Origin of the sequence: Arthrobacter sp. 2MCAF15 (genome assembly GCF_052115605.1) — a bacterium.
Lineage (GTDB): Bacteria > Actinomycetota > Actinomycetes > Actinomycetales > Micrococcaceae > Arthrobacter.
Window position 1 is genome coordinate 63,731 of the sequence record NZ_JBFRGZ010000018.1, and the last position, 23,997, is coordinate 87,727.

At 64.0% G+C, this 23,997-nt stretch carries 25 protein-coding genes and 3 pseudogenes; 11 read left to right on the forward strand and 17 right to left on the reverse strand.

Annotated features, from left to right (window positions below; translation table 11 throughout):
- Nucleotides 1-459: 459 nt before the first annotated feature.
- A complete protein-coding gene (locus tag AB4089_RS18195; RefSeq protein WP_441410680.1) occupies nucleotides 460-612 on the forward strand; it encodes a hypothetical protein in 153 nt (50 codons plus the stop codon).
- Between the two features lie 746 nt (nucleotides 613-1,358).
- Here the strand turns inward: AB4089_RS18195 and AB4089_RS18200 are convergent.
- The 8 genes and pseudogenes from AB4089_RS18200 to AB4089_RS18235 form a co-directional block, all read right to left on the reverse strand.
- Nucleotides 1,359-1,958 carry a recombinase family protein gene (locus AB4089_RS18200; protein ID WP_441410681.1) on the reverse strand — a complete coding sequence of 200 codons (600 nt, stop codon included), beginning with the start codon at nucleotides 1,956-1,958 and terminating at the stop codon, nucleotides 1,359-1,361.
- Nucleotides 1,959-3,320: 1,362 nt separating this feature from the next.
- Entirely contained in the window at nucleotides 3,321-3,527 is a 207-nt protein-coding gene (locus AB4089_RS18205) for a hypothetical protein (protein ID WP_028275312.1), read from the reverse strand.
- A 437-nt stretch (nucleotides 3,528-3,964) separates the two neighbouring features.
- Nucleotides 3,965-4,156 (reverse strand): annotated as a pseudogene (locus tag AB4089_RS18210) (AAA family ATPase); the annotation flags it as partial.
- 208 nt (nucleotides 4,157-4,364) lie between these two features.
- Nucleotides 4,365-4,892, reverse strand: a complete 528-nt coding sequence (locus tag AB4089_RS18215) for a hypothetical protein (RefSeq protein ID WP_441410682.1) — start codon at nucleotides 4,890-4,892, stop codon at nucleotides 4,365-4,367.
- A gap of 40 nt (nucleotides 4,893-4,932) precedes the next feature.
- The gene (locus tag AB4089_RS18220) at nucleotides 4,933-5,952 is read right to left on the reverse strand and encodes an ATP-dependent DNA ligase (RefSeq protein ID WP_441410683.1); all 1,020 of its coding nucleotides are present in this window, start codon (nucleotides 5,950-5,952) and stop codon (nucleotides 4,933-4,935) included.
- 42 nt (nucleotides 5,953-5,994) lie between these two features.
- Nucleotides 5,995-6,279 (reverse strand): hypothetical protein, encoded by a 285-nt coding sequence (locus tag AB4089_RS18225; protein ID WP_441410684.1) that lies wholly within the window; start codon nucleotides 6,277-6,279, stop codon nucleotides 5,995-5,997.
- 26 nt (nucleotides 6,280-6,305) lie between these two features.
- Nucleotides 6,306-6,617: a hypothetical protein gene (locus AB4089_RS18230; protein ID WP_441410685.1), complete on the reverse strand. Its 312-nt coding sequence runs from the start codon at nucleotides 6,615-6,617 to the stop codon at nucleotides 6,306-6,308.
- Nucleotides 6,598-6,930 carry a hypothetical protein gene (locus AB4089_RS18235; protein WP_441410686.1) on the reverse strand — a complete coding sequence of 111 codons (333 nt, stop codon included), beginning with the start codon at nucleotides 6,928-6,930 and terminating at the stop codon, nucleotides 6,598-6,600. The genes AB4089_RS18230 and AB4089_RS18235 overlap by 20 nt, the downstream gene beginning before the upstream one ends.
- Nucleotides 6,931-7,176: 246 nt before the next feature.
- On the opposite strand from AB4089_RS18235, the gene AB4089_RS18240 reads away from it, so the two are divergent.
- Nucleotides 7,177-8,400, forward strand: coding sequence for an IS30 family transposase (locus AB4089_RS18240; RefSeq protein ID WP_441410687.1), 1,224 nt, complete (start codon nucleotides 7,177-7,179; stop codon nucleotides 8,398-8,400).
- Here the strand turns inward: AB4089_RS18240 and AB4089_RS18245 are convergent.
- Both AB4089_RS18245 and AB4089_RS18250 read right to left on the reverse strand, forming a co-directional pair.
- On the reverse strand, nucleotides 8,390-9,214 hold the full coding sequence (locus tag AB4089_RS18245; protein WP_441410688.1) for a hypothetical protein: 825 nt from the start codon (nucleotides 9,212-9,214) through the stop codon (nucleotides 8,390-8,392). The two genes, AB4089_RS18240 and AB4089_RS18245, sit on opposite strands and share 11 nt — an antisense overlap.
- Nucleotides 9,211-9,780 carry an RNA polymerase sigma factor gene (locus AB4089_RS18250; protein WP_441410689.1) on the reverse strand — a complete coding sequence of 190 codons (570 nt, stop codon included), beginning with the start codon at nucleotides 9,778-9,780 and terminating at the stop codon, nucleotides 9,211-9,213. Before AB4089_RS18250 ends, AB4089_RS18245 begins: the two co-directional genes overlap by 4 nt.
- Before the next feature lie 377 nt (nucleotides 9,781-10,157).
- Here AB4089_RS18250 and AB4089_RS18255 point away from each other — a divergent pair, with 377 nt between their 5' ends.
- On the forward strand, nucleotides 10,158-10,589 hold the full coding sequence (locus tag AB4089_RS18255; protein ID WP_441410690.1) for a hypothetical protein: 432 nt from the start codon (nucleotides 10,158-10,160) through the stop codon (nucleotides 10,587-10,589).
- A gap of 198 nt (nucleotides 10,590-10,787) precedes the next feature.
- Here AB4089_RS18255 and AB4089_RS18260 read toward each other — a convergent pair whose 3' ends face one another.
- From AB4089_RS18260 to AB4089_RS18270, 3 genes are all read right to left on the reverse strand, one after another.
- Nucleotides 10,788-11,444 carry a helicase associated domain-containing protein gene (locus tag AB4089_RS18260; RefSeq protein ID WP_441410691.1) on the reverse strand — a complete coding sequence of 219 codons (657 nt, stop codon included), beginning with the start codon at nucleotides 11,442-11,444 and terminating at the stop codon, nucleotides 10,788-10,790.
- Nucleotides 11,445-11,651: 207 nt separating this feature from the next.
- Nucleotides 11,652-12,554, reverse strand: a complete 903-nt coding sequence (locus tag AB4089_RS18265) for a DNA/RNA non-specific endonuclease (RefSeq protein WP_441410692.1) — start codon at nucleotides 12,552-12,554, stop codon at nucleotides 11,652-11,654.
- 201 nt (nucleotides 12,555-12,755) lie between these two features.
- A complete protein-coding gene (locus AB4089_RS18270) occupies nucleotides 12,756-13,124 on the reverse strand; it encodes a hypothetical protein (RefSeq protein WP_441410693.1) in 369 nt (122 codons plus the stop codon).
- Nucleotides 13,125-13,236: 112 nt separating this feature from the next.
- On the opposite strand from AB4089_RS18270, the gene AB4089_RS18275 reads away from it, so the two are divergent.
- Nucleotides 13,237-13,479 carry a DUF6480 family protein gene (locus AB4089_RS18275; protein ID WP_441410694.1) on the forward strand — a complete coding sequence of 81 codons (243 nt, stop codon included), beginning with the start codon at nucleotides 13,237-13,239 and terminating at the stop codon, nucleotides 13,477-13,479.
- Nucleotides 13,480-13,583: 104 nt separating this feature from the next.
- Here AB4089_RS18275 and AB4089_RS18280 read toward each other — a convergent pair.
- Nucleotides 13,584-13,838: pseudogene (locus AB4089_RS18280) on the reverse strand (SDR family oxidoreductase); the annotation flags it as partial.
- 154 nt (nucleotides 13,839-13,992) lie between these two features.
- Between AB4089_RS18280 and AB4089_RS18285 the strand changes: the two are divergent.
- From AB4089_RS18285 to AB4089_RS18295, 3 genes and pseudogenes are all read left to right on the forward strand, one after another.
- The gene (locus tag AB4089_RS18285; protein ID WP_441410695.1) at nucleotides 13,993-14,421 is read left to right on the forward strand and encodes a hypothetical protein; all 429 of its coding nucleotides are present in this window, start codon (nucleotides 13,993-13,995) and stop codon (nucleotides 14,419-14,421) included.
- Between the two features lie 115 nt (nucleotides 14,422-14,536).
- Nucleotides 14,537-15,109 (forward strand): annotated as a pseudogene (locus AB4089_RS18290) (recombinase family protein).
- Nucleotides 15,110-15,709: 600 nt separating this feature from the next.
- Complete coding sequence (locus tag AB4089_RS18295; RefSeq protein ID WP_441410696.1) at nucleotides 15,710-16,822, forward strand: IS110 family transposase; 1,113 nt, start codon at nucleotides 15,710-15,712, stop codon at nucleotides 16,820-16,822.
- A gap of 94 nt (nucleotides 16,823-16,916) precedes the next feature.
- Here the strand turns inward: AB4089_RS18295 and AB4089_RS18300 are convergent, their stop codons facing one another.
- Entirely contained in the window at nucleotides 16,917-17,153 is a 237-nt protein-coding gene (locus tag AB4089_RS18300) for a hypothetical protein (protein WP_441410697.1), read from the reverse strand.
- An 807-nt stretch (nucleotides 17,154-17,960) separates the two neighbouring features.
- Here AB4089_RS18300 and AB4089_RS18305 point away from each other — a divergent pair.
- The 3 genes from AB4089_RS18305 (at nucleotide 17,961) to AB4089_RS18315 (ending at nucleotide 21,103) form a co-directional block, all read left to right on the forward strand.
- Complete coding sequence (locus AB4089_RS18305) at nucleotides 17,961-19,160, forward strand: FAD-binding domain (protein WP_441410698.1); 1,200 nt, start codon at nucleotides 17,961-17,963, stop codon at nucleotides 19,158-19,160.
- Nucleotides 19,161-19,215: 55 nt separating this feature from the next.
- On the forward strand, nucleotides 19,216-19,818 hold the full coding sequence (locus AB4089_RS18310; RefSeq protein WP_441410699.1) for a TetR/AcrR family transcriptional regulator: 603 nt from the start codon (nucleotides 19,216-19,218) through the stop codon (nucleotides 19,816-19,818).
- A 148-nt stretch (nucleotides 19,819-19,966) separates the two neighbouring features.
- A complete protein-coding gene (locus AB4089_RS18315) occupies nucleotides 19,967-21,103 on the forward strand; it encodes an FAD-dependent oxidoreductase (protein ID WP_441410700.1) in 1,137 nt (378 codons plus the stop codon).
- Between the two features lie 228 nt (nucleotides 21,104-21,331).
- Here AB4089_RS18315 and AB4089_RS18320 read toward each other — a convergent pair whose 3' ends face one another.
- Both AB4089_RS18320 and AB4089_RS18325 read right to left on the reverse strand, forming a co-directional pair.
- Nucleotides 21,332-22,717: a hypothetical protein gene (locus AB4089_RS18320; RefSeq protein ID WP_441410701.1), complete on the reverse strand. Its 1,386-nt coding sequence runs from the start codon at nucleotides 22,715-22,717 to the stop codon at nucleotides 21,332-21,334.
- A gap of 23 nt (nucleotides 22,718-22,740) precedes the next feature.
- The gene (locus tag AB4089_RS18325; protein ID WP_441410702.1) at nucleotides 22,741-23,028 is read right to left on the reverse strand and encodes a hypothetical protein; all 288 of its coding nucleotides are present in this window, start codon (nucleotides 23,026-23,028) and stop codon (nucleotides 22,741-22,743) included.
- 370 nt (nucleotides 23,029-23,398) lie between these two features.
- Between AB4089_RS18325 and AB4089_RS18330 the strand changes: the two genes are divergently transcribed.
- Nucleotides 23,399-23,974, forward strand: a complete 576-nt coding sequence (locus tag AB4089_RS18330; RefSeq protein ID WP_441410703.1) for a recombinase family protein — start codon at nucleotides 23,399-23,401, stop codon at nucleotides 23,972-23,974.
- Nucleotides 23,975-23,997: the final 23 nt, after the last annotated feature.

Below are 23,997 nucleotides of genomic sequence, written 5' to 3' on the forward strand. Positions count from 1 at the left end.
TCGGCCATCCTCCTGGCACTCCGGGACACCACAGGAGTCATCCCGCACGCCTACTTCGAGGGGTCCGAAGGCAGCCCTTGGCGCACCTCATGCGCTACCTCCTCCTGGGCCGCGGCGACACACCGCCAGGCCCCGATCCGGCCGGTGGGAGGCGTTACCGCGGAGAGACGGCTCTCAGGTTGTTCTCAGTTCGAAGAGGGACATTGAGAAAAGCCTCGAAATGACGACCCCGGCTCGGTCGTTGATCCACGGACTCCGGCCGCGCGCTCTCCTCAACCGGCGCGCGGCCGGGCATCACGTCCCCCTCATGCGCCCCCGCCGGCGTCCCGGTCACCTGAAACCTCGGTGTCGCCTCCTCGGCGTATTGGAGCACGTTTTCATTTGGGCCGCTCGATCGCCCCCTCACTTCCCGAGGTCACGTAGGTGGACAGGGCGGACGTGCGAGCCTACGGTGTGCAGATGAGTGAGATTCCAAAAAGCGGCCCCTCTGATCCCGATGAGGGACCTGACGGGAACGAAGTTCCCGCTGATGCCTTCTCCCCTGTTGTTGACCCGGATCTGGTGCCCGATGCGGAAGGCGCCACGCCGGAGGAGGGCGCGCAGGGATCCTGAAGAAACTGGCAGCTAGGGCCTGCCGGGCGCTTTCCCTGCAATGCCGTCCGTTTGGATAACGATCGCCAACTGGGCGTTGCTGGCGACGATGACGGCGTAGACGCAGGGTATTCCCGCGAACTAATTCGACCCCTGTCCTTTCCCGGCCCGGGGACTTAGTCTGGGGATTTCTTCCGTTTTAGGGCCAGACCTTAGGGGTAGTCCATGACTCTTCCGCCGCAACGCGAACCCGACCCGTTTCCGCCAGACCCCGGGCCGCTGCCCGACTCTCCGGATCCGACATCCCCCGTGCCTGCGCCGGGGTCTCCCGACCCGACGTTTCCTGGGCCAAGCCCTGTGCCCGATCCCGGGCCGAGGCCGTCCGGACCGGATCCCACGCGTGACTTGTAGGGCCCGGCGTCTGTCCACGCTTCACCTCGCCTTCCCGACCTCACAGCGTAGGCCCACGTCAGCATCGGCGAGACTCGCGCACGCTTCGTGCGTATCGTCGTCACCGACACTAAGTCGATTACGGACCCGCCTGGGTCGGCGGCCCTGAGCGAACGGGGGGCGGACTGGGCCGGCGCCATTCTCATTGAGGGTCGGGTCTGCTGAATGATCGTGCAATTCCCTGGATGATGTACGCCGTCAGCCAAGTGATGCCGGCAAGAATCAGAAGATCCCCGCCGCGGCGACTGCCCAATAAACATCAGCAATGCCACATCTAGCGTTCCCCGTGAGCAAGGGCGAACCTCACTGTGTTCGCGTCAAACGGCATCAGTGGTTACCAGGTCGGTGGCGGGGGAGCGTGGTGGAAGGTGCCGGTACAGGGTGGTACGTTTCAGCCCCGTCTTGGCGGTAATCTCCTTCATTGACAAGCCTTTGTCCCGCAGCAGAACCGMGTGTTCCAGTTTGTCCGCGTCGATCACGGAAGGCCGTCCCGTACGCCGCCCGTTGGCAGAGGCCACCGCCCTGGCATGCGAGGCGCGTTCGGCCGCATAAGTACGTTCCATTTCCGCGAAGAGTGCCAGCATGACGACCGCCAGCTGAGCCATGGGGTTGTCAGGGTTGGATGTGTCGATAGGCAGGGGATCAGCCAAGGTGCGGACGCCGACGCCGCGTTCCTTTAGTTCGTGGACCAGGTTTAGTGTGTCCCGCACTGTCCGTCCCAGCCGGTCGAGGGTGTGGACCACTAGTACGTCACCGGCCCTGGCATGACGTAAAGCGTCCTGTAGCCCCACGCGGTCCGTGGTGGCCCCGGACTTCTCATCCGAGAAGACCGTCTCGATGCCAGCGGCGGTCAAGGCGTCCAGCTGCCGGGCGAGGTCCTGCTTCACCGTTGACACGCGGGCGTAACCAATTTCCATGCCTAAACCGTACCGAAAGTTATCCCTGTGACGTGCGAATGAGTCGGGAGTTTTGGAACAACATCCGGGACACCCGGATTGCGCGGTCTGCTGCGGATCCAGATCCGCGAGGGAGTGTCCCGTCAAGGGTGTCCCAGTTCCAAGGAAGTGGGACACGTTTGTCCGATTATCCGTTGAGCCTTCCACGGGCGGTTCGCTACAGGAGCACTAACGGACAGGCGACGATGTAGGCATGAGTTCACAAATGCCGATAGCTATACGAGCCACCGCCTATTGGAAGACGCGTCGTTGGTTGAGGAGCCGGTATCTCAGCATTCGGTATGACGCGAGGTTCGCGGACGGGCGTGAGGAGCACGACGTCAATTTGGACGCCGTGCTTCAGGGATCCCGCTACCCCGCGGACTACTGGTCCACGAAAAACGGCGCCAGAGATGCGTGCCCGGAAGAAGGTACCGGGGCCTGGGTGGACTATCCCTACGGTCGGCCGCTCTAACCAGCCCAGTGCATCGGGGCGTGCCCCACAAAGAGTGCCCCGGTTCGAAGGAAGTGAGACACGGCAGAGTGGACACTTTCCTCTCGCGGCAGATCCGATCGGCAGCAGCTCTTAGTCTCGGGAAGCGTTTGCGGGTTTCCGTTCGCCGACGTAGCCTCGGCCAGATGAACGGTGAAGGAAACCCCAAGTCGGAGTCGAACGGCCGAGCGAAGCGAGACAGGGGCGCCGCGTTCCTGCCGATCGGGGTCGTTTTCCTTATCGTTGCGGTCGCAATGATATTTCTGGGCACTACGGCTTGGATTGCGTTCTTCACGATGGGCACGACGTTCCTTATCCTCGGGATGAAAAGACCCGCAGGCAAGGATGAGCGTCCGCCCAGCGAGACTGCGCAGGGCTGACTTCGACCGGTATTTTCCCCGGTCCGGGGGTCATCGTGACGGACGCGGGCGGCGCCAGAAGAGCCACCTGCCGCCGGTCTGCGGACTGCTGCCGCGTTGAGACGTGTGGGAACCGATCAGTTTCGTCATGGGCCGCCCTGATGTGTCACGTAACCAAGGGTGAATACACCAGTTCAATCAGAAGGTTTCGAGACATAGTTACGAGAATCTCCGGGCGATGACGGATTGGTGCAAATGCAGTGGATCAGTGGATTCAAGTCACTGTCATCCGGATCGCCCGCTAGGTGGCGAGACGTCTCGTATCCCAAGGATTTTGAGAATCACCGGAATTGAGCCTGTCGGCCCTACTTCACGGAACCAGGCCCTTGGCTGGTCACGTCAGCCCAGCAGCAGGAGCGCGGTGAAGTAGCCGGCCAGGCACCGGCCCCCGGCCCAGACCGGAGTCGGCGGCCGGGTTCTGGACTCCGCGGCCTACTCGGCCAGTTTTGCCACCGCCTGGGCCCAGAGGAAGAACTTGTTGGTGCCGAGGTCCTTTACGGTCTTGATGTTCAGGGCTTCCTGTAACTTCAGAGCGTCGGCCTCGGACAAGCCCTGAAGCGCACCAACAGGTGCCTTGGCCAGTTCCTCAATGCTCTTGCCCTCGTATGCCTTATCGAACTTATCGCTCAGACCAGCCACTGTGCAGCTCCTTAGAAGATCAGTCAGACCCCGGACAGACCGGGCAGGCGGTCGCCCAAGGACCAGCAAGCATGCGTCGATGCCCCCCGTCCAGAGTCAGGATCCAGCCAGTGAATTTCCTGCCTTCGTTCACTTCCCAGTTACCGGCTACGAAGACAGCGAGGAGCTGATGTCCGTTTCAACGAGCCGTCGAGGACGGCACCCAGCTGCGGCCCGTGCCGGAGATCCGGGACCAGGGCTCGGCTGCCCTTTGATGTCATCGCCGGGCAGTCGGAACCCTCTCCGTGTTGATTAGAAAAGGTATCGGTAGACCGTGGCGCGGGAGACTCCGCAGCTTGCCGATGTCGGAGGCGCTGACTCCTTTGCCTTTGAGTTCCTTGGCTCTTGCTTGTGGACTTCGGAGCTTTTCGGCGGTGTTTCGTGGTCGCTCTTTGTCGTCAGTTGCCGACGACGAGGATACTCGCGGCGGCTTCCATGACGTCGTCGGTGATGGATTCGAGTTGGTTGATTTTCAGTACGCGGGTGATTTGAGGGAACAACCGCTCGAGGAGGCGGAAGTTTCTGCGGGTGATTCGTTCGATTGCTGCGATTGTTTGGGCATCTGTGAAGCCTTCGGGGTCGAGTGCACGGGGCACCAACCGAACTGTCACCGTTGCCCGGCCCCGGGGATGCTGCACGCAACCGGTGGGTGCCCGGCCTCAGGGAGGCCTACCGGTTCATGAGGTTGCGGCGAGGGCAGCTGGTTCTTCAAATCGTTCGTACATAAGGTGCTGCTGGGCAACAGAACCTCGTAATGGCGCTGATGCCTCTTCAGGTCTGGCGCCGCGATTCCGGTGCTCATTGCTTCTCCGCCCACCGTTCGTGTGCTGACTGCCGGCTGATGCCGACTGCGCGCCCGATATCGGCCCACGACGCGCCGGCGGCCTTGGCGGCCGCGACTGTCTTGTCCAGCCGGCGGCCGGCTTGGTTGTATTCACGCGCTGCCGCTTCCACACCGGCGACGGCTTCCAGTGGTGCGAGGTGGGCTTTCCACTCATCGTGGATGGCGCCTTCGACCTTGGACGAAGGGTTGGCGAATTCGTCCAGCGGTACGAAGTCCCGCCGGCGGCCGAAGTCCGCGGCCGCCGGCGACGTGACGCGCTCCCACAGCTCGCCCCGCCAGCCGCAGCCGCAGGCGCCGCGCCAGCCGATGATCTCCCGATCCGGGACCACCTCGTAGTCGGGCAGCATCTTGTCCGGCTGGTAGTGGCCGGTAATGCCCTGCACGAGCATTCCTTCGCCCGATGATGATGCAGAGAGCCGCCCGTCGGGTGCGACGGCGGCCGCCCAGCCCTCGTGTTCGTGGTCGTTCGATACCCAGCCCATGAAGGCACCCTTCTGTCAGGAAATTCTGACAGTCAGTGTGTCAGGGATCCCGGACAAAAACCACAGCCCCGTCTAATGAAGGGGTGGCCGGAGGATATCCGGCAGGCCGACCTCTGCCGAGGACAGTTCGGGCCGTGCCCGGAGTAGGCGGAGCGGGTGCCGGAAGGACCGGCCTGACCAGGCGGTATCGGCGGAGACTTCCACGACCACGGGTTCCACCAGTGTCAGCGCGACCGGTTCTTTGTCCCGGTTGAACCGGTCCAGGGCTGTGCCTTTCACGGTGGCTGGCCATGGGTGGACTTGTCGGGGGCGGTTCCAGCCAGCGTGCCAGCTCGCGGGCGGCCGCTGTTTTCAGTGGCGAGGACCGTCCAACGATCCGCAGTTCGCCGTCCAGGATCAGGCCGGCCACGACCTCGGAGGGCCGGGTGATCGGTCCGATGACCGCCCCGCAGACAACTTCCACGGTTTCCCGGTGCTTCAGTTTCAGCCAGTTCCTGGCTCCCGGGGTGTATGGCTGGTTGTTGTCTTTGATGACGAGGCCTTCGATCCCGGTGTGGGGGAGTTCGTTGAACCACCGGGCAGCCTCGTCCGGATAGGTGGTGGCGGGGGAGAGGGACAGCGGCGGTTGCCATCCCTTGGCGAGTTCTTCGAGGAGTGCCCGCCGCTGGTGCAGCGGCAGATCCCGGGCGTCATGTCCGGCCACGGCCAGGACATCGAAGGCGGTGTAGTTGGCGGGTGTCTGGCTGACCAGTCCGGGGAGGGTTTTCGGGCCGGCGCCGAGGCGCTGCTGCAGTGCGGAGAAGTCCAGCCGGCCTCCGGTCCAGATCACGGCTTCGCCGTCGATTACACATCCAGAGGGCACCTCGGACGCGATGACCGCAACGAGGTCCGGGAAGTACGGGCTCAGGTCCTTGCCCTGCCGGGACCACAGGGTGGCCCCGTTGTTGTCGCGGATTCCGACGGCCCGGTAGCCGTCCCACTTTGGCTCGTAGATCAGCTTCCCAGGCAATGCATCGGCACGGGGCATCTTCGTGACGGCCCGGGCCAGGGCGACTTTCACCGGCGGGAAAGGCCCGCCGGCAGTCCGGTTCCGGCCGGCGGACTAGCGGCCGTCATCGAGGCCTTCGAGCGCGTCGATTTCCACCGCGTCCAGCAGCTCGGTGGTGCTGTTGCCGGTGACCCTGGCCAGCTCATCGAGCGCGATGAACCCGGTCCGGGCCAGGGTGATGGCCAGTTCCGCCAGATACCCGGTTCCGTTCCGCTGGGCCAGGTCGTCGAGGACCGCGTGCATGCGCACTGTCAGTTCGTTGGGGCCTTGGGATTCCTCTGCCGCGATGCGCATCAGCGTGAGCGCGGCCAGCCGCGGGTCATCATAAATGGGTCCCATGGCCCCACGCTATACGCAGGCCGGGCTCAGTTGTCGGTGATGGACTCCAGCAGCCATTGCTCTGACAACGGGTCGCGGCGCAGCTCAAAGGTCCGCAGCGCCGAGTTCGAGCTGAGGCGGACCTGCACGCGCCAGTATTCGATACTGACCAGGTCGCCGCTGCCGACGGCCGCCGTGCGCCGGGTGTCCCACCAGGAATCCCGGGCGAACCAGCGCACCGGATCGGCGGCAACCGCCCAGATCCGGCCCTCGTGCCAGACGGCCAACGGTGTGCCGGCCGGGGTGAACCGGACGTCCACGGCAACGTCCAGGGCTGTTTCATTCGCTACTGCTGTCACGGTCTACGCGCTCTCCCAAGTTCCTGGTCATCATTTCTTCCCGGCGGGTGACCGCCGAACTCCATACCCAGGTCCGGTAGGTCACCGGCCCGTCCTTCCACGTCACTTCCACCGCCTTGGCCGTCCAGGCGTACACCTCGCCGTCCACCAGCTCGGCGCAGTTCGGGAACCGGATCCACGCCTTCACCGGGATCCCGGGGAAGCCGTTTTTGGCGGGGAAGTGCTCGAAATCGAGTTCTTCCACCGTCAGCCCAATCGGGCCGGCACGGCGCGCATACTGCGCCTGCAGCTGGCTCGCTTGCTCCGATCCCATACCACAACCTTAGAACATATGTTCGAAACGACACGCCAAAGAAAACGGCCTTCTCGGCCGCTGGATTCAGTATGGGGGAGGGCTCCGACAATCAACGGGTTGCACGCCAATGGGGACAGGGCGGTTTCCAACCATCGTCGCAACACCGACTGAAAGTGGTGTTGTTTCATGCGCAGTTCGACGCGCCGATCAATTAAAATGAGGCCTCCGGGCTTGGTTGAGAAGAGGCCCTTGTATGTTCAGCTCATGAAAGAAGGGCTCTCCAATCGGGCAGCATGCAGGATTCTTGGGATCAACCCGAACACGGGCCTTCGTTGGTTGAATGGACGCAACGGGGTTGAGGGCTTGGTGCAGCAGGGATTGGATCCGAGGCCTCGTAAGGCGGTTCCTGCGGCAGCTGTATCCAGCCGCTATCTGTCCGAGGACGAACGGATCTTCATTGCCGACCGGCTGCTGGCTCGGGCGAGTCTTCAATCGATCGCTCGTGATCTTGGACGGTCGTCGTCCACAATTAGCAGGGAGTTGGCTCGGAATCGTCCCGACTCACGTCGCTATCATCCGTTTCGCGCCCAGAAAATGGCGCAGAAGAGAAGGCCGAGGCCAAGGCTCGCCAAGCTTGCCGGTGATGACGAGTTGCGGCATTACGTTGTGGAGTGCCTGTCGAAGCGGTGGAGCCCTCAGCACGTCTGCCGTGCCCTGAAGGAACGGTTTCCGGGAGAAAAGCATCGCCATTTGGTGCATGAAACGCTCTATCGTGCGCTCTATCAGCTCAGCATCCGCCCCGTTCCAGTCGGGTCTGCCCGGCTGCGGCGTTCGGGCAAGTTCAGCAGGCGGCCGCGGTCCAGGACCAAGGTGAAGCCACCCCAGTACATGGCTGATGCTCTGAAGATCGGTGACCGCCCAGCCCACATCGCGACCCGGGAAGAAGCGGGCCATTGGGAGGGTGATCTCATCATGGGGAAGGGGAACAAATCGGCGATAGTGACGCTGGTGGAACGATCTTCCCGGCTCCTCCTCGCCTTCGTGCTCCGCCCAGGGAGCAGGTCTGAGGTCATGCGTGACCAGCTCATTGAGGCGCTCGGGGTCTTGCCGCCGACGCTGCGGAGGACCCTGACGTGGGACCGGGGCACGGAGATGGCCCGGCATGCCGAGGTCACCGCGGCGCTGGGGATGCTCGTGTCCTTTTGTGATCCGGCCAGTCCCTGGCAACGTGCTTCGAACGAGAATGCTAATGGCCTGCTCCGCCAGTACTTTCGTAAGGGCGCAGACCTCAGCACGGTAGAACAAGCTGAAGTCCGCTTCGCCGCTGATGAGATCAACGGACGGCCGCGAGCCGTCCTCGGCTGGGACAGCGCAACCATCCGGTTTAGGTCTCTTCACGCGGCGGCTACGCGTCAGGACACGGAGGGTTGCGCAGTCACTGAAGGCAAGGTTTCGCTCCCAAAAAAGGGGACACCACTCAAAAGTTGAGTCGCTGACTTTCAGTTGCCCCGTTGGTGTAGGTTACGTCGACGGGTATTCCCTGATCGGACGCATTCTGCAGCTCGCTGCCGGGCAACCAAAATGCGAAGTGACCCTTCGAGACGGTCGCGATCACTTTTTCCTTGGCAGCGTTGGTGTAGGATATCGCCGCTACATCGGTTCCTACGCGACCTGAGGCGATTGAGATGGGCTTGTTTCCGATCGTTCCGGTTCCGAGTTGAGTAGCGGCGATACCTCGTGCTGGGAGTGATGTCGCATTGCCGGGCTTTCCGATGGAACCGATCATTCCCTTGTTGAACCAGGGCGCGGTGGCGTCGGTAGTGCAGGTCGCTTCAAAGCCATCCTGGCCGCTGAGGACGACAGTCACCCAAGCTCCTCGCCTCTCTGCAATCGCTACTTTCGCTGTTGAAAGTTCAGTTGAGTACATGCCACCGCCGACACCTTGTTTTGAATTGAGGCAGTCTGAAACCGCGGTGTCGCGTTCTGAACCAATCAGTGTCCCGGGTGCTGCCGTCCAGGTGGCGAAGGCTGCGTCGCCTCCCGATATTGCCGGCAGGATGAGTAATCCTGCTGTGGCTGCTGCTGCGAGCCCTCCAAGAATGACCACCCGGCGCCGGCGATTGGGCGTGGGTTTGGCCGGCACGTGGCTAACTTCCGTCCTGCTGTTGAACGCAGTGGGAAACGGTTGGGAGTTGAGAATGCGGGTGAGGTCCTTTTGTGCCCGGGCCGGGCTCGGCGGTGAGCTTTGCTCTGCCGCGTCCATCGAGCGCAAAAGTAGGTCGAGGTGCTGGTGACTTTTCATAGCGTTGAGGCCTTTTCAGGTGATGCCGCAGAAATGCCCGAGGCATGGTGTGGGAGGTGGTTGAGGAGGAGACGGAGCGCCCGTCTGGCGCGCGTCAGTCTCAGTCGGAACGCGACAGGGGAGATTCCAAGGACTTTGGCTGCCTGTGGCGCGGCCATGTTCTCGAGGACGGCGAGCCCTAGGGTTTCTTGATGGACTTCAGAAAGAAGCGTCCAGGCGCGGCTTAGATCGATGCGACTACCGACCAGGTCAGCGTGAGAGGTGCTAAGGAGATTTGGTGATACTTCAGCGAGGCGGATACCTAGCGATTGACGTCGTTGTTCTCCGCGTCGAGCATTCAGCAAGAGGTTACGCGCGATCCCGAACACCCAGGCCCGGGCATCATTCTCGTCCGCTGGTGCTTCGGAGAAGCGCCTCCAGACGACAAGAAAGGCCTCTGCGACGACGTCTTCGGCATTTGCCGTGTCGGTGCGACGCTGAACAAACCTGAGCAGGTCGCCGTATGCGGATTCGTACAATGACCGGAAAGCGTCCGCCCTGTCCGGGGCCCTCGATGGATGACTCATACCCTGTACCTGTCCACCACATGCCTATGTGTGTTGCAGATGGTCGGACAATTCTGGCAGCCCCTCGGTCAAGCGGGTGCCAGGGCACGCTGGTCCTGCCATCAATGCCGGCAACGCACACACGGATACAGTTACCTTCAACTCGAGCCCGTTGCGACGATGGTTAGAAACCGCCCAGCCTGAGCTGCGCGGAGGGCTCCACCTGTCCCCAGTGGGCACAACCCCTGCGGGCCTTGCTGCGGCTCTCCTTCAGGGTTGTGGACTGCCCGCGCGGCTCCGTGCGGGCAGGCCTGGCTCGCTCCGGAAGATCTGGTTGACAGTGGGGATTGGTGCTTCTAGATTTTTTAGTGTTTCTGGGTTGGTCATGCTTCACATTCATGCTGTTGCTGTTTCATTTGAGCGGCTTTGCCGCCAGGATGCAGGAGGCCACGATGACGAAGACACCACTGGAAGATTTCCTCACTGAGTGCGTCGCACCGGATCCGGACGGCGGTCTCAGCGTGGAGGAACTGTATGGCTTGTATCTGAGCTGGTGCGGGCTTGGAGGGTTTGCACCACTGGGTGGCAGGGCGTTCAGAGCAGGTTTGCGCGCAGCCGATGTCCACATTGAATACCGTGGCCGCAGGTGTCCGGGCCTGAGGATGACCGGCCCGGCCGCGTGCGATTACCTGGTCCACCGCGAACTCCCGCTCGCCGTGCTCGAGGCACCTGCTGGTCCTCAACTGATCTCACGCCCGGGCCCGGAAAAGGTCACGCCGCTTCCCGGCCGGCCGGCCGCGGGAGTCCGCGGCGCCGTGCCGGCCGCCTGACGTGCGCCGGCCCGGCCCTTGATGGCACTTTGAGCGCGGTCTTGGTCGGGAGTATGAGGAAAGCCTCCGCGCGAATCCAGGGACTCAAGCGCGGAGGCTCCCGGTTCTCCAAGCTGGGGGGACTGGAGAACCACTCTAAGGGTACTAGCCGGCGTGACGTGCTGGCCGCTGTCCTCCCGGGAAGCGCGGCCTTCCAGGTCACCGCCGGCGCGGGCGGCCCCTGGTCCTCCCGGCCTGCCAACCGGGAGCGGCAGCGTCCAGGAGCTTGACCTTCACAGGGTCCAGTTCATTGCGGCGGTTTTTGTACCGCTGGGTGTGGATCCACACCCCGAGAGTGTGCTCACGCTCTGAGTCACAGTCCTTATGGCGGGGCCAGTCGTTGCCCTCCTGCCGGAAATCCACGAGCTGGGCCAGGCGATGCTGCCAGCGGGCCTCGTCCTCGGCTTCCCTCCGATTCTCCAGCCATCCCGGCAGACGGGCGAGACCGGAGCTGTAGGCAGGGTCCAGGGTGCCCGCGGCTGCTTCGCGCCGGCGCCCGGACAGCCACCGCGCCATCGACCTTTCCCCCCGGTCACCGGAACGGTCCTCGGGGAGCCGGCCTTCAGCCGAGACCCAGGCGATGACCTCGTCCATTCGGGCGAGGTCCGTGGGGGAGGGGTGAGGGACGGCCGCGGCGTCGGCGGCGGCATGGTGTTCGGCCTCGAGGCCCGGGTCCTGGCGGCGGGCGATGAGCAGGTGGTATCCGACGGCGGCGGGCTCGGCGCGGACGAGGGCAGCGATGCGTTGCCGGCTCAGTCCGAGTCGGTACATCAGCACCCATTCGGCGTCCGGGGCGCGCCGCAACCGCCTGTCCATGGGCCCCATCCTGCCACGGCCCTTTCCACAAGTCGGGCGTGCACCCGGCTCATAGGCACTGCTTCTGGCCGTCAGCTGATGCGGCCGGCGGACCGGACCGGTGTGGGCCGTGGGAGGGCTTTGCCGTGCCCAAACTGTTCCTTTTTGCCGCCGTCGGAGCCTGTCATCCCGGTGGCCCCGGTGCCGGGTTCGGTCAGGTCGGGGATGTCAGTCCGTGCCGTTGAGGTCGAAGTCCAGGTCGAGGTCCTGCGGGGAGTTCAGCCGTCTCCAGGTGGAGGTGACTGGTGCGGTGGTCAGCGCGCGGGCGATCGGCATCCGGTCTGCGGCCACGAGCTGGTCCAGGTCCAGGCCTGTCAGGGCGGCAATGTCTCTAATCGGGACCTGGAAGGTGCGGAACGGGCCGAGCGGGGGAGCCTCGTCGATGGCGCCGGGCCGCGGGACGTCGGGCAGGTTCGCGAGCTCGGGTGTCTGGTCCACGATGTAGCCGGTGGCGGCGAGGTCCCCGTGGTGGAGGAAAACGGCGACCTTGAAGTACCGCAGCGGAATGTGCACGCCGCGGTAGGCGGGGTCGGTGTCACTGAAGATCGGGCCGGTGAACACGACGAGGCGCCGGCCGTTGTCGGCTGCGTTGTCCTGCAGGTAGGTTTCCAGGCCGAGCCAGAGGTTCAGGCCCTGGTTGAACGTTGACGCCTGGGGTGCGGCGTTCGTGTAGTGGAAGGTGTCCTCGTTGGCCCGGGCGGCCTCTTCCCGGGTCTCGCCCCAGACGGCTGAGGCCCGGCGGACCAGGTGGCCTCGGTCGATATCGTTGCGGGCGTAAACCCTCTCGCCGGTCTGCTGGTCTTCGCCCAGCCGGGGATCGAGCCGCCACCGGATGCCGGATCGGTCCAGGCCCATCAGCTTCGCCCCGTCAATCCCCAGGGCCGTCACCGCGGCCAGACGTTTGTCCAGCCGCATGAGCACGGAGAAATGCGTGTAGGGCAGAAGGACCGTCTCGACCCCTGCCAGGGTCGGAACAGGGACCGGCACACCGAGGAAGCCGGCGTCGAAACCGGCCCGGTCCGACAGATCGCGTGCAGCAACAGAGTCTGGTCCCAGCAACAGTTCATCCATGCCCGGACCCTAACAGCCGCCGGTGACAACGAAGTGAATCAGCCGCCCGCTCAAAGGTCCGGACCCGAAAGCGGGACGGGAAACCCCAGACCCGCCCGCCGCGGGTCCACAGACACTGCCTTCGGGCGTCCGCTGGCGCGGCCGGCTGTCGGGGTCCAGGGTGCCCTTCAGCTGCGTCCCATTTCCTTGGAGGGATCCTCGTCACCCTCTGATGGGGTCAGCGCGGAGGTCGTCCGGGTCCGGGCTGTGCAGGCCTGCCGGGCCTGGTACGTCCCGCGGAACCTCACGGACCGCGCTGTCTGCATCCGACCCCTCGGGGTCGCCGGTTTTCCCCTCGCCGCCGGGGCCCGTGTCTTCGTCCGGCAGCCGCTGCTCGTCGTTGCTACGGCGGGGTGTCTCCTTGGCGTCGTCCATGGCGTTGGACCCTTCGCTGATGGACGAATGAACCCGGATGTCCTCGTCGGGTGCGCCCGGCTCGGGCACATGCGCGTCATCGGTCGACTTGGAGGTCCCGGCCAGGTCCTCCATGGCGTTTTCCGCGGCTTTTTTGATGCTGTCACCAATTCCCATCGGTTTGCTCCTCACATCGCTTGACTGTTTCGGGTTCCCGGCCTTGACGGATCCAGAATTATCAGCATGCTTACAAATAGTCCAGAGTCGCCACGCGAGGGAAGGCTGAACCATGAGCACCTATGATCCCGAAAGGGACCCGGCCAACCCGGATCCACCGCAGCCGGGGGACAACTGGGAGCCCCCAGCGCATCCGGGCACGAGGGGTGAGCCGGCCGTCGAGCCGGCTGCCTCGGCTAACCCGGATCCGCTCAGCGGCAAGATCACGGGGCTGGAGCCAGGCGGGGGAGTGCCTCCGGGAGAGACGCCCCCGGCCGAGGACCAGATGAGCCGGGACCAGGGCCACGACGAATAGGGGCCCGCTAGGTCAGCCCCTCGGCGCGGTCATATCGGGATAGAACGATCCTGCCCGGGCACACGGAAGAAGCAGCCGCCGCGGTGTTGAGGCCCGTCAAGGGGTCACGGAGTGGGGCTGCCCCCGTTGACGTTTAGGGTCTCGCCCACGACGAACCCGGATTCCGGGGAGGCGAGGAACACGTAGGCCGGTGCCAGTTCCGCGGGCTGGCCGGCCCGGCCCAGCGGAGTGTCCGTGCCGAATTCCGGCGGCGCCTCATTCGGCTGGCCGCTGCTGACCTGCAGTGGCGTTCAGATCGGTCCGGGTGCCACGGCGTTGACCCGGATTCCCTTGGGTGCCAACTGCTGGGCGAGCCCTTCGTGAACCGGGCGGCCCACGCTGCGGACCGGCCCTGCGCTGGCCGGTTCCTTGTCAGGGCCAGGACCCGGGAGTTAGCCTGATCCAGGAGGGCACGGTGAGGGAAGCTGCGTCCGGTGCATGCGGGCCGGACTTCCCGGGCAAAGGAGTCTGTAAATGTCGACTGTTTCGCATCCGCGCAAGCCTGGGCCGCCCAGCGGGTCCCGCGGGCAGCGGCTCTGGTGCACTCAATGCCAGACCGATGAGCATTTGATCGTCGAATCCATCGGCACCCTCCGGCCACCGCGCACAGGGCTGGTCGAGGTCACGTACACCTGCGTTGAATGCGACTTCTTCTACGCCCACACCGCCTCGGTTGCCGGGGTCGCTGAGGTCATGAACCGGCCGGGCCAACGATCCGGGGTGCTTCAGTTCGGCGGCAACTACCTGCATTGCGGGGAACCGATGACGATAGCCGGATCCCAGCAGCGCAGCGTCCACGCCACGCTCTCAACGGAACAACCCGGGGAAGGCCCCCTGGAGGTGTACCTGCGCACCAAGGTCCTGCACTGCAGCTGCGGGTTCCAAATGGAAATACCCGACTGACATTACCGGACCGCGAGTTGAACCCCTCTCGGTCAGGTGCGGTGGTGAGTGGCGCTGGTAAATCGCCATTTAGGGCTGAGACTTAAAGGCCTTTCACGACCAACAGCCTACGCGCGTGAGTACTTCCAGCCAGGACGCCCAGCTTCAACTCGACGCCCTGGTCGCCGCCGGCGTGCAGAAAGGCGACGTCTTCGCCGATGTGACATCGGGAAGCAATACGGCAATCGAACGTCCCGGAATGTGAAGGCTCCTCGAGTACGCCGAGGAGGGCGACACCGTCTTTGTGTGGCGGGTCGACCGGTTGGGCCGGTCGCTGATCGACGTGCTCAACACCGTGACCCTGTTGCGCGACCGCGGGATCCATGTGCGCTCGATCGCCGACGGCATTGACCCGGCAACCTCGATCGGGCGCATGATGCTGAATATGCTCGCCACCCTTGCCGAGTATGAGCGCGAGCTGATCGTCGAGCGGGTCACCGCCGGCATCGCAGCCGCGACGCAGAACGGCACACGCTTCGGCCGGCCGGTGTCCGACCCGAACGTCATCGCGGACAAGCTGGCGATCGCCCAGGACGCCCGCGCGAAGGGACGCACCGCCGAAGACGCCGCCCGCATCGTCGGCTGGAGCCGCGCAACGCTCTGCCGCCACCAGCAGGCCCTCGCTGCACGCGAGAGCACCACAATATAACTGCTCCTGAATGGAGGGTGACGGACGCCCTCGTTTTTCAGCCTCGCCCAGGTAGCGCCCGAGTTGGGCCCTCGGACCTCGCTGCGCTCGGGCTGTAAAAGCGTTTTTTCTGTTTTTTGCTGCTGTCCTGCGGATCGTACGTGCCCGCTCCATCGGCTCAACCGTCCTGCGGACGGCAGCGCACCGGACGGACTGTGTCGGCGCTCCGCTTATTTCCTCCCACAATCCATCCGCTGCTTGCCCTTCGGGTTGCCCCGGCTCCGTCGGGCACAGCTACGCGATGCTCCGCCAGCAGCCAAAAAACAACTGTGAGTCTTGCAGTGGCTGGTCTGGGACTAGCTGGCAGTGTTGATATCGGTCGTTCTGCCTGGCGCGTGACTCGAAAAAACAATTGCCCCTTGAGGGTGCATTTCCCCCGACTTGTCCGCGCTGGGTGGAGCGGCCGGCGTTGACCTGTCCCACGACGGTGGCTTGATTAGAAGCTTGCCCAGCCCTTGTGGTTGTGGCTCATCACAGTATTGCCTCGAAGTGACTCTTCCCAGGTCCAGTGCCGGTCGTGATGCGACCAATCTTGCCCGTTCGAAAGGAAGGAGGGCCGCGTTGACTATCGTTGCGCAGACCCGCCCGTTCGTCATCGGCGTGGACTGCCACGCCCGCACCCACACGTACGCCATCATCGAGGCCAGTACCAAGCGACAGATCGCGTGCGAGCAGTTCCCGACCACCTCGGCAGGTGTTTCCCGTGCACTTGCCTGGGTGGGCCGACGGACAGACGGCGACATGGCCTGTCTATGGGCCGTTGAGGGCATTGGCTCCTACGGGGCGCGCCTGGCCAGGGCAGTAACCGACGCCGGCTACGACGTCGCCGAAGCTCCCCGGATGAACGCCCGCGGGCGCCGGGGAATCGGCAAATCCGACCCGCTGGACGCCGCCGCCATCGGAACCGCAGTCATCGGCTTAGAGGAGTCCCAGCTTCGAGCCCCGCGCCGGGATGAAGGAGCCCGTGCCGGACTCAGGATCCTGAGCGCAGCACGGGATCAGTTGACCCGGGAACGAACAGTGAATGTTAATGCGCTTACCGCCTTACTCCGGGCAAACGATCTGGGAGTCGACGCGCGTAAACCTCTGGTTCCCGCCCAGATCGCCACGATTACCAGATGGCGGGAACGACACGAGCAGATCGAACTATCAATCGCGCGCGAGGAAGCAGTTCGGTTGGCGCGCCGCGTTCTCGAAGTGTCCACCCAGCTGACTGCGAACCACAAGCGCATGACAGAACTGATCCAGCAAAGCCCCGCTGCGCCGCTGTTGGAGATGATGGGCGCCGGGGCTGTCACAGTCGCCACCGTCCTGACAGCATGGTCGCATCCAGGAAGGGTTCGCAGCGAAGCTGCCTTCGCCTCACTGGCAGGGGTGAATCCCTTGCCGGCCTCAAGCGGTAACACAGTCCGGCATAGGCTGAACCGGGGCGGTGATAGGCGCCTCAACCGAGCCTTGCACACCATCACCATGACCCGGATGGTCCATGACCCCGGAACCCGGGACTACGTCACCAAACGCACCCAAGAAGGCCGCAGCTACCGCGAAATCCGCAGATCCCTCAAGCGCTACATCGCCCGAATCCTCTACCGCCAGCTCAACGCTCTTTACGCCACAGCGGAGCCAGCCCCACCCCTCGTTGCCGGGGCAGATGGTTCAGCTGGTGTCCCTTAAAGGATTGGCTTGCGGGCACCGTCCTCTCCCGCCTCAGACCGTGGCCTCACTGGGGTTGGTCGCGAGAGCGAGGCTCACCTCTGCTGTGGAAGCGCTAGGCATCCGTGCGTCGTGCTACCAGATAAAGCGGGAAGAAGAACGCAAATAGCACCACGCAGAACGTCAGCCAAGCTCGGGGTTCCTCAATGACAAGGCTGCCTACCTGGACGGAGACCGGATGGTTCTTCTGCGCCTGTGATCGCGCATCGAGGTAGACCCAGGCGTCTAAGACCGCCAGAACGGCGATCGCTATCACGGTGACACTCAGCCCTACAGCGACGTTGTTTCCCATGGCCACACTCTGCCCATCTTCTCGGTTCTATTCCACATAGTCGACGGTCGGACCGGCTTCTTGGCCAGACAGCCAACGGCCCATGCCGGTGACATTGAGGCTTAGAAAACTCCCCCATTTGCTGCTGCGATACACAGTGGCGCAGGCCAGGATTCGCGCGTACACCGCCAACTCTGTCGCCGTGACACCGACGGTTGCAGATCATAGGGCGATTTGCGCACCGGTAAGGGTTCCTCAGCGGAACGACGGCGCACCCGAGTCTTGAAATCTCGCTATTGCGCTCAGACGACCCGACTTCCGACCGACTTGCGGGCGGCTCTGAGGTCCGGCGCCACCCATACGACATCGTTCTCGACGGACAAGACGTCGGGGCTGTCGCCATGAGCCAGTCGATTGAATTCTCGATCTCGCCCGGAAGCCACACGGTGCAAATTCACGGCGGGGGAGACTCGAGCAATGTCGTCACCTTCGCCGCCGTCGACGGAGAGGCTGTCGCATACCGATGCACGGGGAAACGTTTGCTACTGCGCTTTCTAGCGTCAGTCATTGACCCGCACCTCGCCTTGGGGCTCGTCCCCTAGCATGCGCCCGAAGGCATCGAAGGATAGACGCCATCGGTCCGGGACTTGCCTCGTTCCCCTCATCTCGTTAGCACCGACAGGCGCCCGCCTCGTCACTCTGGATGACGTTCCACAGGTCGTCTACCTTGTGGGAGGGATTTGAGGATCTGTTAGGCCGCTGAGCCCTTTAAGAATCTCGACCGGCAGTATAGACTGACGGTCTACCCGGATGAGAAGAGGGTGCATCGTGAAGATCTTGGTGGTAGGGGCCGGCATCGCTGGCCCGACGGCTGCGTTTTGGCTGATCAAGGGCGGACACGAAGTCACGATCGTGGAACACGCCCCCGAGTTGCGCAGCGGCGGCTACTTGATCGACTTCTGGGGCGCCGGGTTCGATGTGGCAGAGCTGATGGGCATCGTTCCCGAACTGCGTGAGCGTGGCTACGTCTTCACCGAGGCGAGGGCGATCGATCGGGATGGCCGCAAGGTGGCATCATTCAACCCCGCGGTCATCATTGAGTCCAACGACCGCTATCTCACCATTGCCCGCTCTGACCTCTCTGCGGTGATCTACGATGCCCTCGGCGGGGCGGCCGAACTTCTGCTCGGAGACACGGTGCAACACCTCGACGACGATGGGGAGYGCGTTCGGGTCACGTTCGAGGGCGGGAGCATCCGTGACTTTGACCTGGTCATCGGCGCCGATGGACTGCACTCCCGGGTCCGGAAACTCGCATTCGGTCCCCAAGAGCAGTTCGAGACGTATCTGGGCATGGTGGTCGCCGCGTTCGAGGTGGAACGGTATCCGAAACGCGACGAGTTAGTCGCCATGATGTATGCCGACATCGGCTTCCAGGCTCTGCGACTCTCGTTCCGCGACGACACCACGCTGCTGCTGTTCAGCCTTCGGTACGAGGGAGACGTGCCGCTCGATCGCGCGGCACAAGAGGCCCTACTTCGGGCGAAGCTCACCGACGCAGGGTGGGAGGTTCCCACCATGCTGTCGCTGATGTCATCGTCAAAGAATTTCTACTTCGACTCGGTGAGCCAGATCCAGATGCCGTCATGGTCGACCGGGCGCGTCGCCCTGGTCGGCGACGCAGGGGCGTGCCCGTCGTTCCTAGCCGGTCAGGGCTCGGCGCTGGCCATGGTGGAGGCGTATACGCTAGCGGCCGAACTCGCAACCACGCCCGCAAGAACGGGCGACGGACACCGCCAGGCTTTCACCCGTTACCAGGAACGACTGGAGTCGCTGCTACGCTCCAAACAGGATGCCGCTCGAGGGCTCGGTCTGGCCTTCGCCCCCAAGAACAGGCGGCAGCTCTTCGTACGAAACGCGGTGATGAGAATGATGGGGTTGCCCAAGGTTGCCGATCTGGTGATGGGCAGGAGCTTCCATGACCGCGTGGAACTTCCGTCGTTCCCGGAACTGAACACGGGGCGTTGACCGAATGGTTCGGCCTCGATTCACGAAGCTGGCTGCCCATCAGCAACAGGAGATCGTGCAGGCGGCTCTTGTCGAGTTCGCGACCCACGGATTCCACAACGCCTCCCTCAATCGGATAATCGAGGCCGCGGGGATCTCCAAGGGATCGATGTACTACTACTTTGACGGCAAGGAGGATCTCTACGCCTACGTCGCCCAGCTTGGACTGGCCGGACTGTTCGAGCAGGTCGGGCCACTCCCAGACTTGGGAGTGAGCGATGCCGCCGCGTTCTGGTCAGTGCTGGGCGACTACTACCTCCGGCTGATGAGGGCGCTCGTTGCGTCCCCGCAGTTGGCAGCCCTGCTGAGGGGCTGGGCTGCCGCGGCGAAGAGCCCCGAGTCCCAGAGCGCACAGGAGGAGCTGGAGCAGACATCCCTCCCATGGATCGCGCAGGTGCTCGCCACCGGGCAGAGCGTGGGCGCGGTGCGCGACGATGTGCCACCCACCCTGCTGATCGCGGTCGCGATGGGCATGGGCCAGGCGATGGATGTCTGGCTCATGTCCCAGCAGGTTGACGATGACGCGCTTCCCGGTCTGATCGGCTCGCTGATGAGCATGATCCGCGGAGCCGTCGGCCCCCTGACGCCGGCCGTCGACGAGAACCGCGTCAGAGACTGAATGCTCGCACCGACTGAGGCTCCTGCTCATAGCAGGAGAGCATTGAAGCATCCGCTAGCGGAACGTTGCGCAGTCCCGCAGGCCGTTCCCGAAATGGAATCCCCAGCGATGCGGACTTACCTCTGGTGTTGAGTGCTTGAATGAGGGCATGGCGGATCGCAGCGTACTGGTCTCTGGCGGCGGGATTGCCGGCTCGTCCGCCGCGTACTGGCTGGCGAAGGCCGGTTGGTCGGTCACGGTCGTGGAACGAGCGGCCGACACACGATCTAGCGGCAACCCTGTCGACGTACGCGGAGGAGCGGTCGCTATTGCACGGCAAATGGGCATCTGGTCGCGCCTGGAGGATGCTGCCACCGGTGTCGAACGCTTGGTCTTTGTCGACGCCGACGGGCGGGCACAGGCCATGATCCGCACGCGACAACGCGCCGACCGCCACGAGGAGGTCGAGGTCGCACGCAGTGAACTCGTCGCCCTGTTGCTCGAGAAGGCCCAGCAGACAAGCCTCATCATCCGGGACGACTCGATCACCGCCTTGCACCAGGACGGCGGCGGAATCGACGTCGAGTTTCAACGGACCCCTTCCCGCCGCTTCGACCTGGTCGTCGGAGCCGACGGACTCCACTCCACCGTTCGGCGCTTGGCATTCGGCCCCGAAGAACGTTTTTCCCGCCCATTCGGCATGTTCGTGGGCACCGTGCGCGCCCCTGCGCCGATCCAAGATCCGCGCACCGTGCTGTTGTACAACGAACCCGGAACCTCCTTGACCATCCATCCGGCGGGTGGGAAGCCCGGGTTCGCCTTCATCTTCCGTGGGCAGCACGATTTCGACTACCGCGACGCGGACCAAGGCAGACGCCTCGTCGAGTCCACCTACGCCGGCGGCGGATGGCTCACCACGCTCGCGCTCGAGGAATGGGGCGCGTCCGACGATAGGTACTTCGACGCCGTCACCCGCGTGGACGTACCGAAGTGGACCGCTGGCCGCGTGGTGCTGCTCGGTGACGCAGCCAGTTGCATCTCGCTGTTCGGTGAAGGATCCAGCAGCGCGATCGTTGGAGCCAAGACCCTCGCCGACGCGATTGCCGCCCACCCGGATGACCACACCGCCGCTTTCGCCGACTATGAAAACATGCACCGCAAACACATCCGGCCGCTACAACGGGGCGCCGGCATCGCATCGCGCCTCCTGGTACCCAAGACCCGATCGGGCATCATAATGCGCAATGCTGTGTTGAGCGCGCTCCCCTTTCGGAACAAGCGACGAACCCCAGATTCGCAGCGATAAGTGGCGGACTTTTCGCAGCGCTAATTGTCACCTCGTGACCGTTAACCGATCCCTAACCGGACGCTTTGAAGCGTCTGGAGAGCCACCGGCTTACGGGCAGGAAAATCCATGCTGCTGATCACGATCCCCCTCACCATGCCGGGTCTGCCGTGCACGACGCTCGGATTTCATAAACCTTGCGCCGTCGTGGGGCCCCTTTTCAAGACCCGCTGCCCCAGCCCGGGCACCTCAGTTGGGCAACTTTCCGGGCCCTCGCACACCTTCGGGCCGGCCCGCCCTCACCCAGAGGCGGTGAAGGATGGCGGCGATGACGACGGCGGCGGCCAGGCTGACCACGGGAAGACCCCGAAAGAGGTTGACCGCCAGGGTGAACGCCACGATGAGGACGCCCGCTCCGTTCATGACCAGGTAGCCCGTCCGGCCGTCCCGGTGGGAGAAAAAGGCCATGGCCGCCAGTCCGGCCAGGAAACTCAGGAACACTGCCACGGCGTAGAACAGGACAAGGGTCTGGTCCTCGCCGCCTGCCGCTGTCGTCAGCCCTGCGGCCAGGACGGTGAACAGGAGGACGCCCCAGTAGGGGATGAAGTGTGAGTTGGTGCGTCCCAGCCAGGCGGGGAGCACTCCGGGAGATGTCCCGGCACCCGACCCGTGGGGAGCCAGTGCCTTAAGCAGCCCTGGGCCGGCCTGGAATGACGATGACGCGGCGGAGAGCAGCAGGAGCGCTGTGGTCAGCTGGAACGCTGCGAACACCGGGGCTGGGGCGGCTGCCCGGGCCAGTTCGGCGATCTGGGTGCTATTCCCCTCCGGTATTCCCACCTGCAGCCGCACAGCTTGGGCCGCGATCCCCATGGTAATTGTCCCCACGATGCCTAGGGTGAGCCAAAGGGTAATCTGCCCGAAACGCCGGCGTCCGTCGTCGTCCAGCTGGCCCAGCTCGGCGATCGCCGTGGACGGGGCCTCGACGCCGGTTGCCAGAGCCATCGCCACGGGAAAGGCCAGGACGACGGCGATGAACGGGGCGTGGCCCGGGTCCTCACCCACTGTGCCGGACGGGGACGGCGTGGCGCCAAAGGCGAACAGGAGAACAGTTGCGGCCGTAACGATAAATGCGCAACACATGACGGCGAACACCAGCCGGCCGAGGCTCCCGAACAAAGTCATCCCGCCCACCAGTGCCACCAGTACCAGGGCGATCAGCAGGCGCCACGGGGCCAGCGTAGGAGCGTAGGCAATTGCCGCCGACGACGCGGCGGAGACGCTGATGGCAATGGTGAGGCTGAAATCGACCACCAGCGCGCCGATCGGAAGGAAGGACCAACCGTCTCCGAAAGCATCGCCGACGGCGGCAGAGGCGCCGCCGCCCTTGGGGTAGCGAATCACCAGCTGCCGGTAGTTCAGCACCACCAGGGCGATGATCGCCACTACCAGGCTCATGGTGGGTACCAGCAACGCAAGGTCGCCGTGGAGTGCCCGCAGTGCCGCCTCCACCGCATAGGCCACCGAGGACACGGGGTCCGCCATAACGGCGAAAGCGAAACCAGCCAGCAGGAGGAAGCGCGAACGCTTCACCGCCGGAAGTCCGGAACCGCCCCGCCGGACTTCATTGTCAGCCACGTCTGGGCCCCGTTCCAATTACCCTAGTGGTCCCGGTGGGATTCCTGCAGGGGCTTGATGAACCAGCCCGGACTGCTCCGGGCCTTAGGGCAGCACTGGGATTGCATTCGTGGCATCGCTGGGGGTATCGCGGATGGACTGCCAGGCATGCCCGGGCACGGCAAGCCGAAGATGTGCAGGTCCCCCCGCTCGTCAATCTCCCCGGCGCAGTTCTGGTGGCCCCAGAATTCGGCAACGCCGTCTGCCGCGAAGACGGCGTTGCCGAAGAAGTCGTCATAGTGCGCGTGGGTTTTGACGACGACCACCGGCATTGTGACATTGTCTCTCCAAACCTCCGGCGAGCTGCTGCGTTCGTCTTGAGCTCGATTCTACGCACCGGCTTTGGAGTTCCCGGAGGCCGAATGCCGGGCTTCCACATTTCTCCATTCGTTACCTCACTGAAGGCCAAGAGGTCATGCGTCTGTGATGATGTGTGTTGCAGCTGACCCGCGAAGGCGACACCGGCACCGTCGGGTTAGGCCCATTCCGCGAAGACCCCTCAAATCGTCCCATTTAGCGGTCGATCACCGTGCCCAGAAAACGCGCAGCCACGGCCCGTGCAGTGACTGGCCTAGGCGATGTACGTAAGACCCGCACGATCAAATGCACGGTGACGGGGGGACTACTGCAACCATGATCCTCATGACTGGAATGAAGATCGGTTATGCCCGGGTCTCGACTAACGACCAGGACCTTACCGCCCAACGCAATGCCCTAGTTGCTCTGGGTGTAGAGGAGAACCAGATCTTCGTCGATCACGGACTTACTGGAGCCAACCGGGTGCGCCCTGGGCTCCGTGAAGCGATGGCGGCATGCCGAGCCGGCGATACCCTCGTGGTGACCAAATTGGACCGTTTAGCGCGTTCCCTTTCCGATGCCCGGGACATTGCCGACGAGCTGACGGCCAAAGGAGTAGTCCTCAGTCTCGGCGGCAGCACCCACGATCCGACTGACCCGGTAGGCCGGCTGCTGTTCAACGTCCTGGGAATGGTGGCCGAGTTTGAGGCGGATCTGATCCGGGCGCGCACCCGCGAGGGCATGGCGGTCGCCAAAGCGAAGGGCCGGCTGAAAGGCAAGCAGCCCAAATTGTCCAAGACGCAGCGGAAGCATCTCCTGGCACTGCACGACGCTGGTGAGCACACGCAGGCAGAATTAGCCGAACTGTTCCGGGTATCCCGGACGACGGTGTACCGCGAGCTCCAAAGGCGCATCACGTGAAGACCGATGCGGCGCCCCCTGTT

Coding starts and splice junctions, on each gene's coding strand:
- AB4089_RS18195 (WP_441410680.1), top strand. CDS start 460: ATGAGTGAGATTCCAAAAAGCGGCCCCTCTGATCCCGATGAGGGACCT.
- AB4089_RS18215 (WP_441410682.1), bottom strand. CDS start 4,892: ATGGGCTGGGTATCGAACGACCACGAACACGAGGGCTGGGCGGCCGCC.
- AB4089_RS18225 (WP_441410684.1), bottom strand. CDS start 6,279: ATGGGACCCATTTATGATGACCCGCGGCTGGCCGCGCTCACGCTGATG.
- AB4089_RS18235 (WP_441410686.1), bottom strand. CDS start 6,930: ATGGGATCGGAGCAAGCGAGCCAGCTGCAGGCGCAGTATGCGCGCCGT.
- AB4089_RS18240 (WP_441410687.1), top strand. CDS start 7,177: ATGAAAGAAGGGCTCTCCAATCGGGCAGCATGCAGGATTCTTGGGATC.
- AB4089_RS18245 (WP_441410688.1), bottom strand. CDS start 9,214: ATGAAAAGTCACCAGCACCTCGACCTACTTTTGCGCTCGATGGACGCG.
- AB4089_RS18250 (WP_441410689.1), bottom strand. CDS start 9,780: ATGAGTCATCCATCGAGGGCCCCGGACAGGGCGGACGCTTTCCGGTCA.
- AB4089_RS18255 (WP_441410690.1), top strand. CDS start 10,158: ATGCTGTTGCTGTTTCATTTGAGCGGCTTTGCCGCCAGGATGCAGGAG.
- AB4089_RS18260 (WP_441410691.1), bottom strand. CDS start 11,444: ATGGACAGGCGGTTGCGGCGCGCCCCGGACGCCGAATGGGTGCTGATG.
- AB4089_RS18265 (WP_441410692.1), bottom strand. CDS start 12,554: ATGGATGAACTGTTGCTGGGACCAGACTCTGTTGCTGCACGCGATCTG.
- AB4089_RS18270 (WP_441410693.1), bottom strand. CDS start 13,124: ATGGGAATTGGTGACAGCATCAAAAAAGCCGCGGAAAACGCCATGGAG.
- AB4089_RS18275 (WP_441410694.1), top strand. CDS start 13,237: ATGAGCACCTATGATCCCGAAAGGGACCCGGCCAACCCGGATCCACCG.
- AB4089_RS18285 (WP_441410695.1), top strand. CDS start 13,993: ATGTCGACTGTTTCGCATCCGCGCAAGCCTGGGCCGCCCAGCGGGTCC.
- AB4089_RS18300 (WP_441410697.1), bottom strand. CDS start 17,153: ATGGGAAACAACGTCGCTGTAGGGCTGAGTGTCACCGTGATAGCGATC.
- AB4089_RS18315 (WP_441410700.1), top strand. CDS start 19,967: ATGGCGGATCGCAGCGTACTGGTCTCTGGCGGCGGGATTGCCGGCTCG.
- AB4089_RS18325 (WP_441410702.1), bottom strand. CDS start 23,028: ATGCCGGTGGTCGTCGTCAAAACCCACGCGCACTATGACGACTTCTTC.
- AB4089_RS18330 (WP_441410703.1), top strand. CDS start 23,399: ATGACTGGAATGAAGATCGGTTATGCCCGGGTCTCGACTAACGACCAG.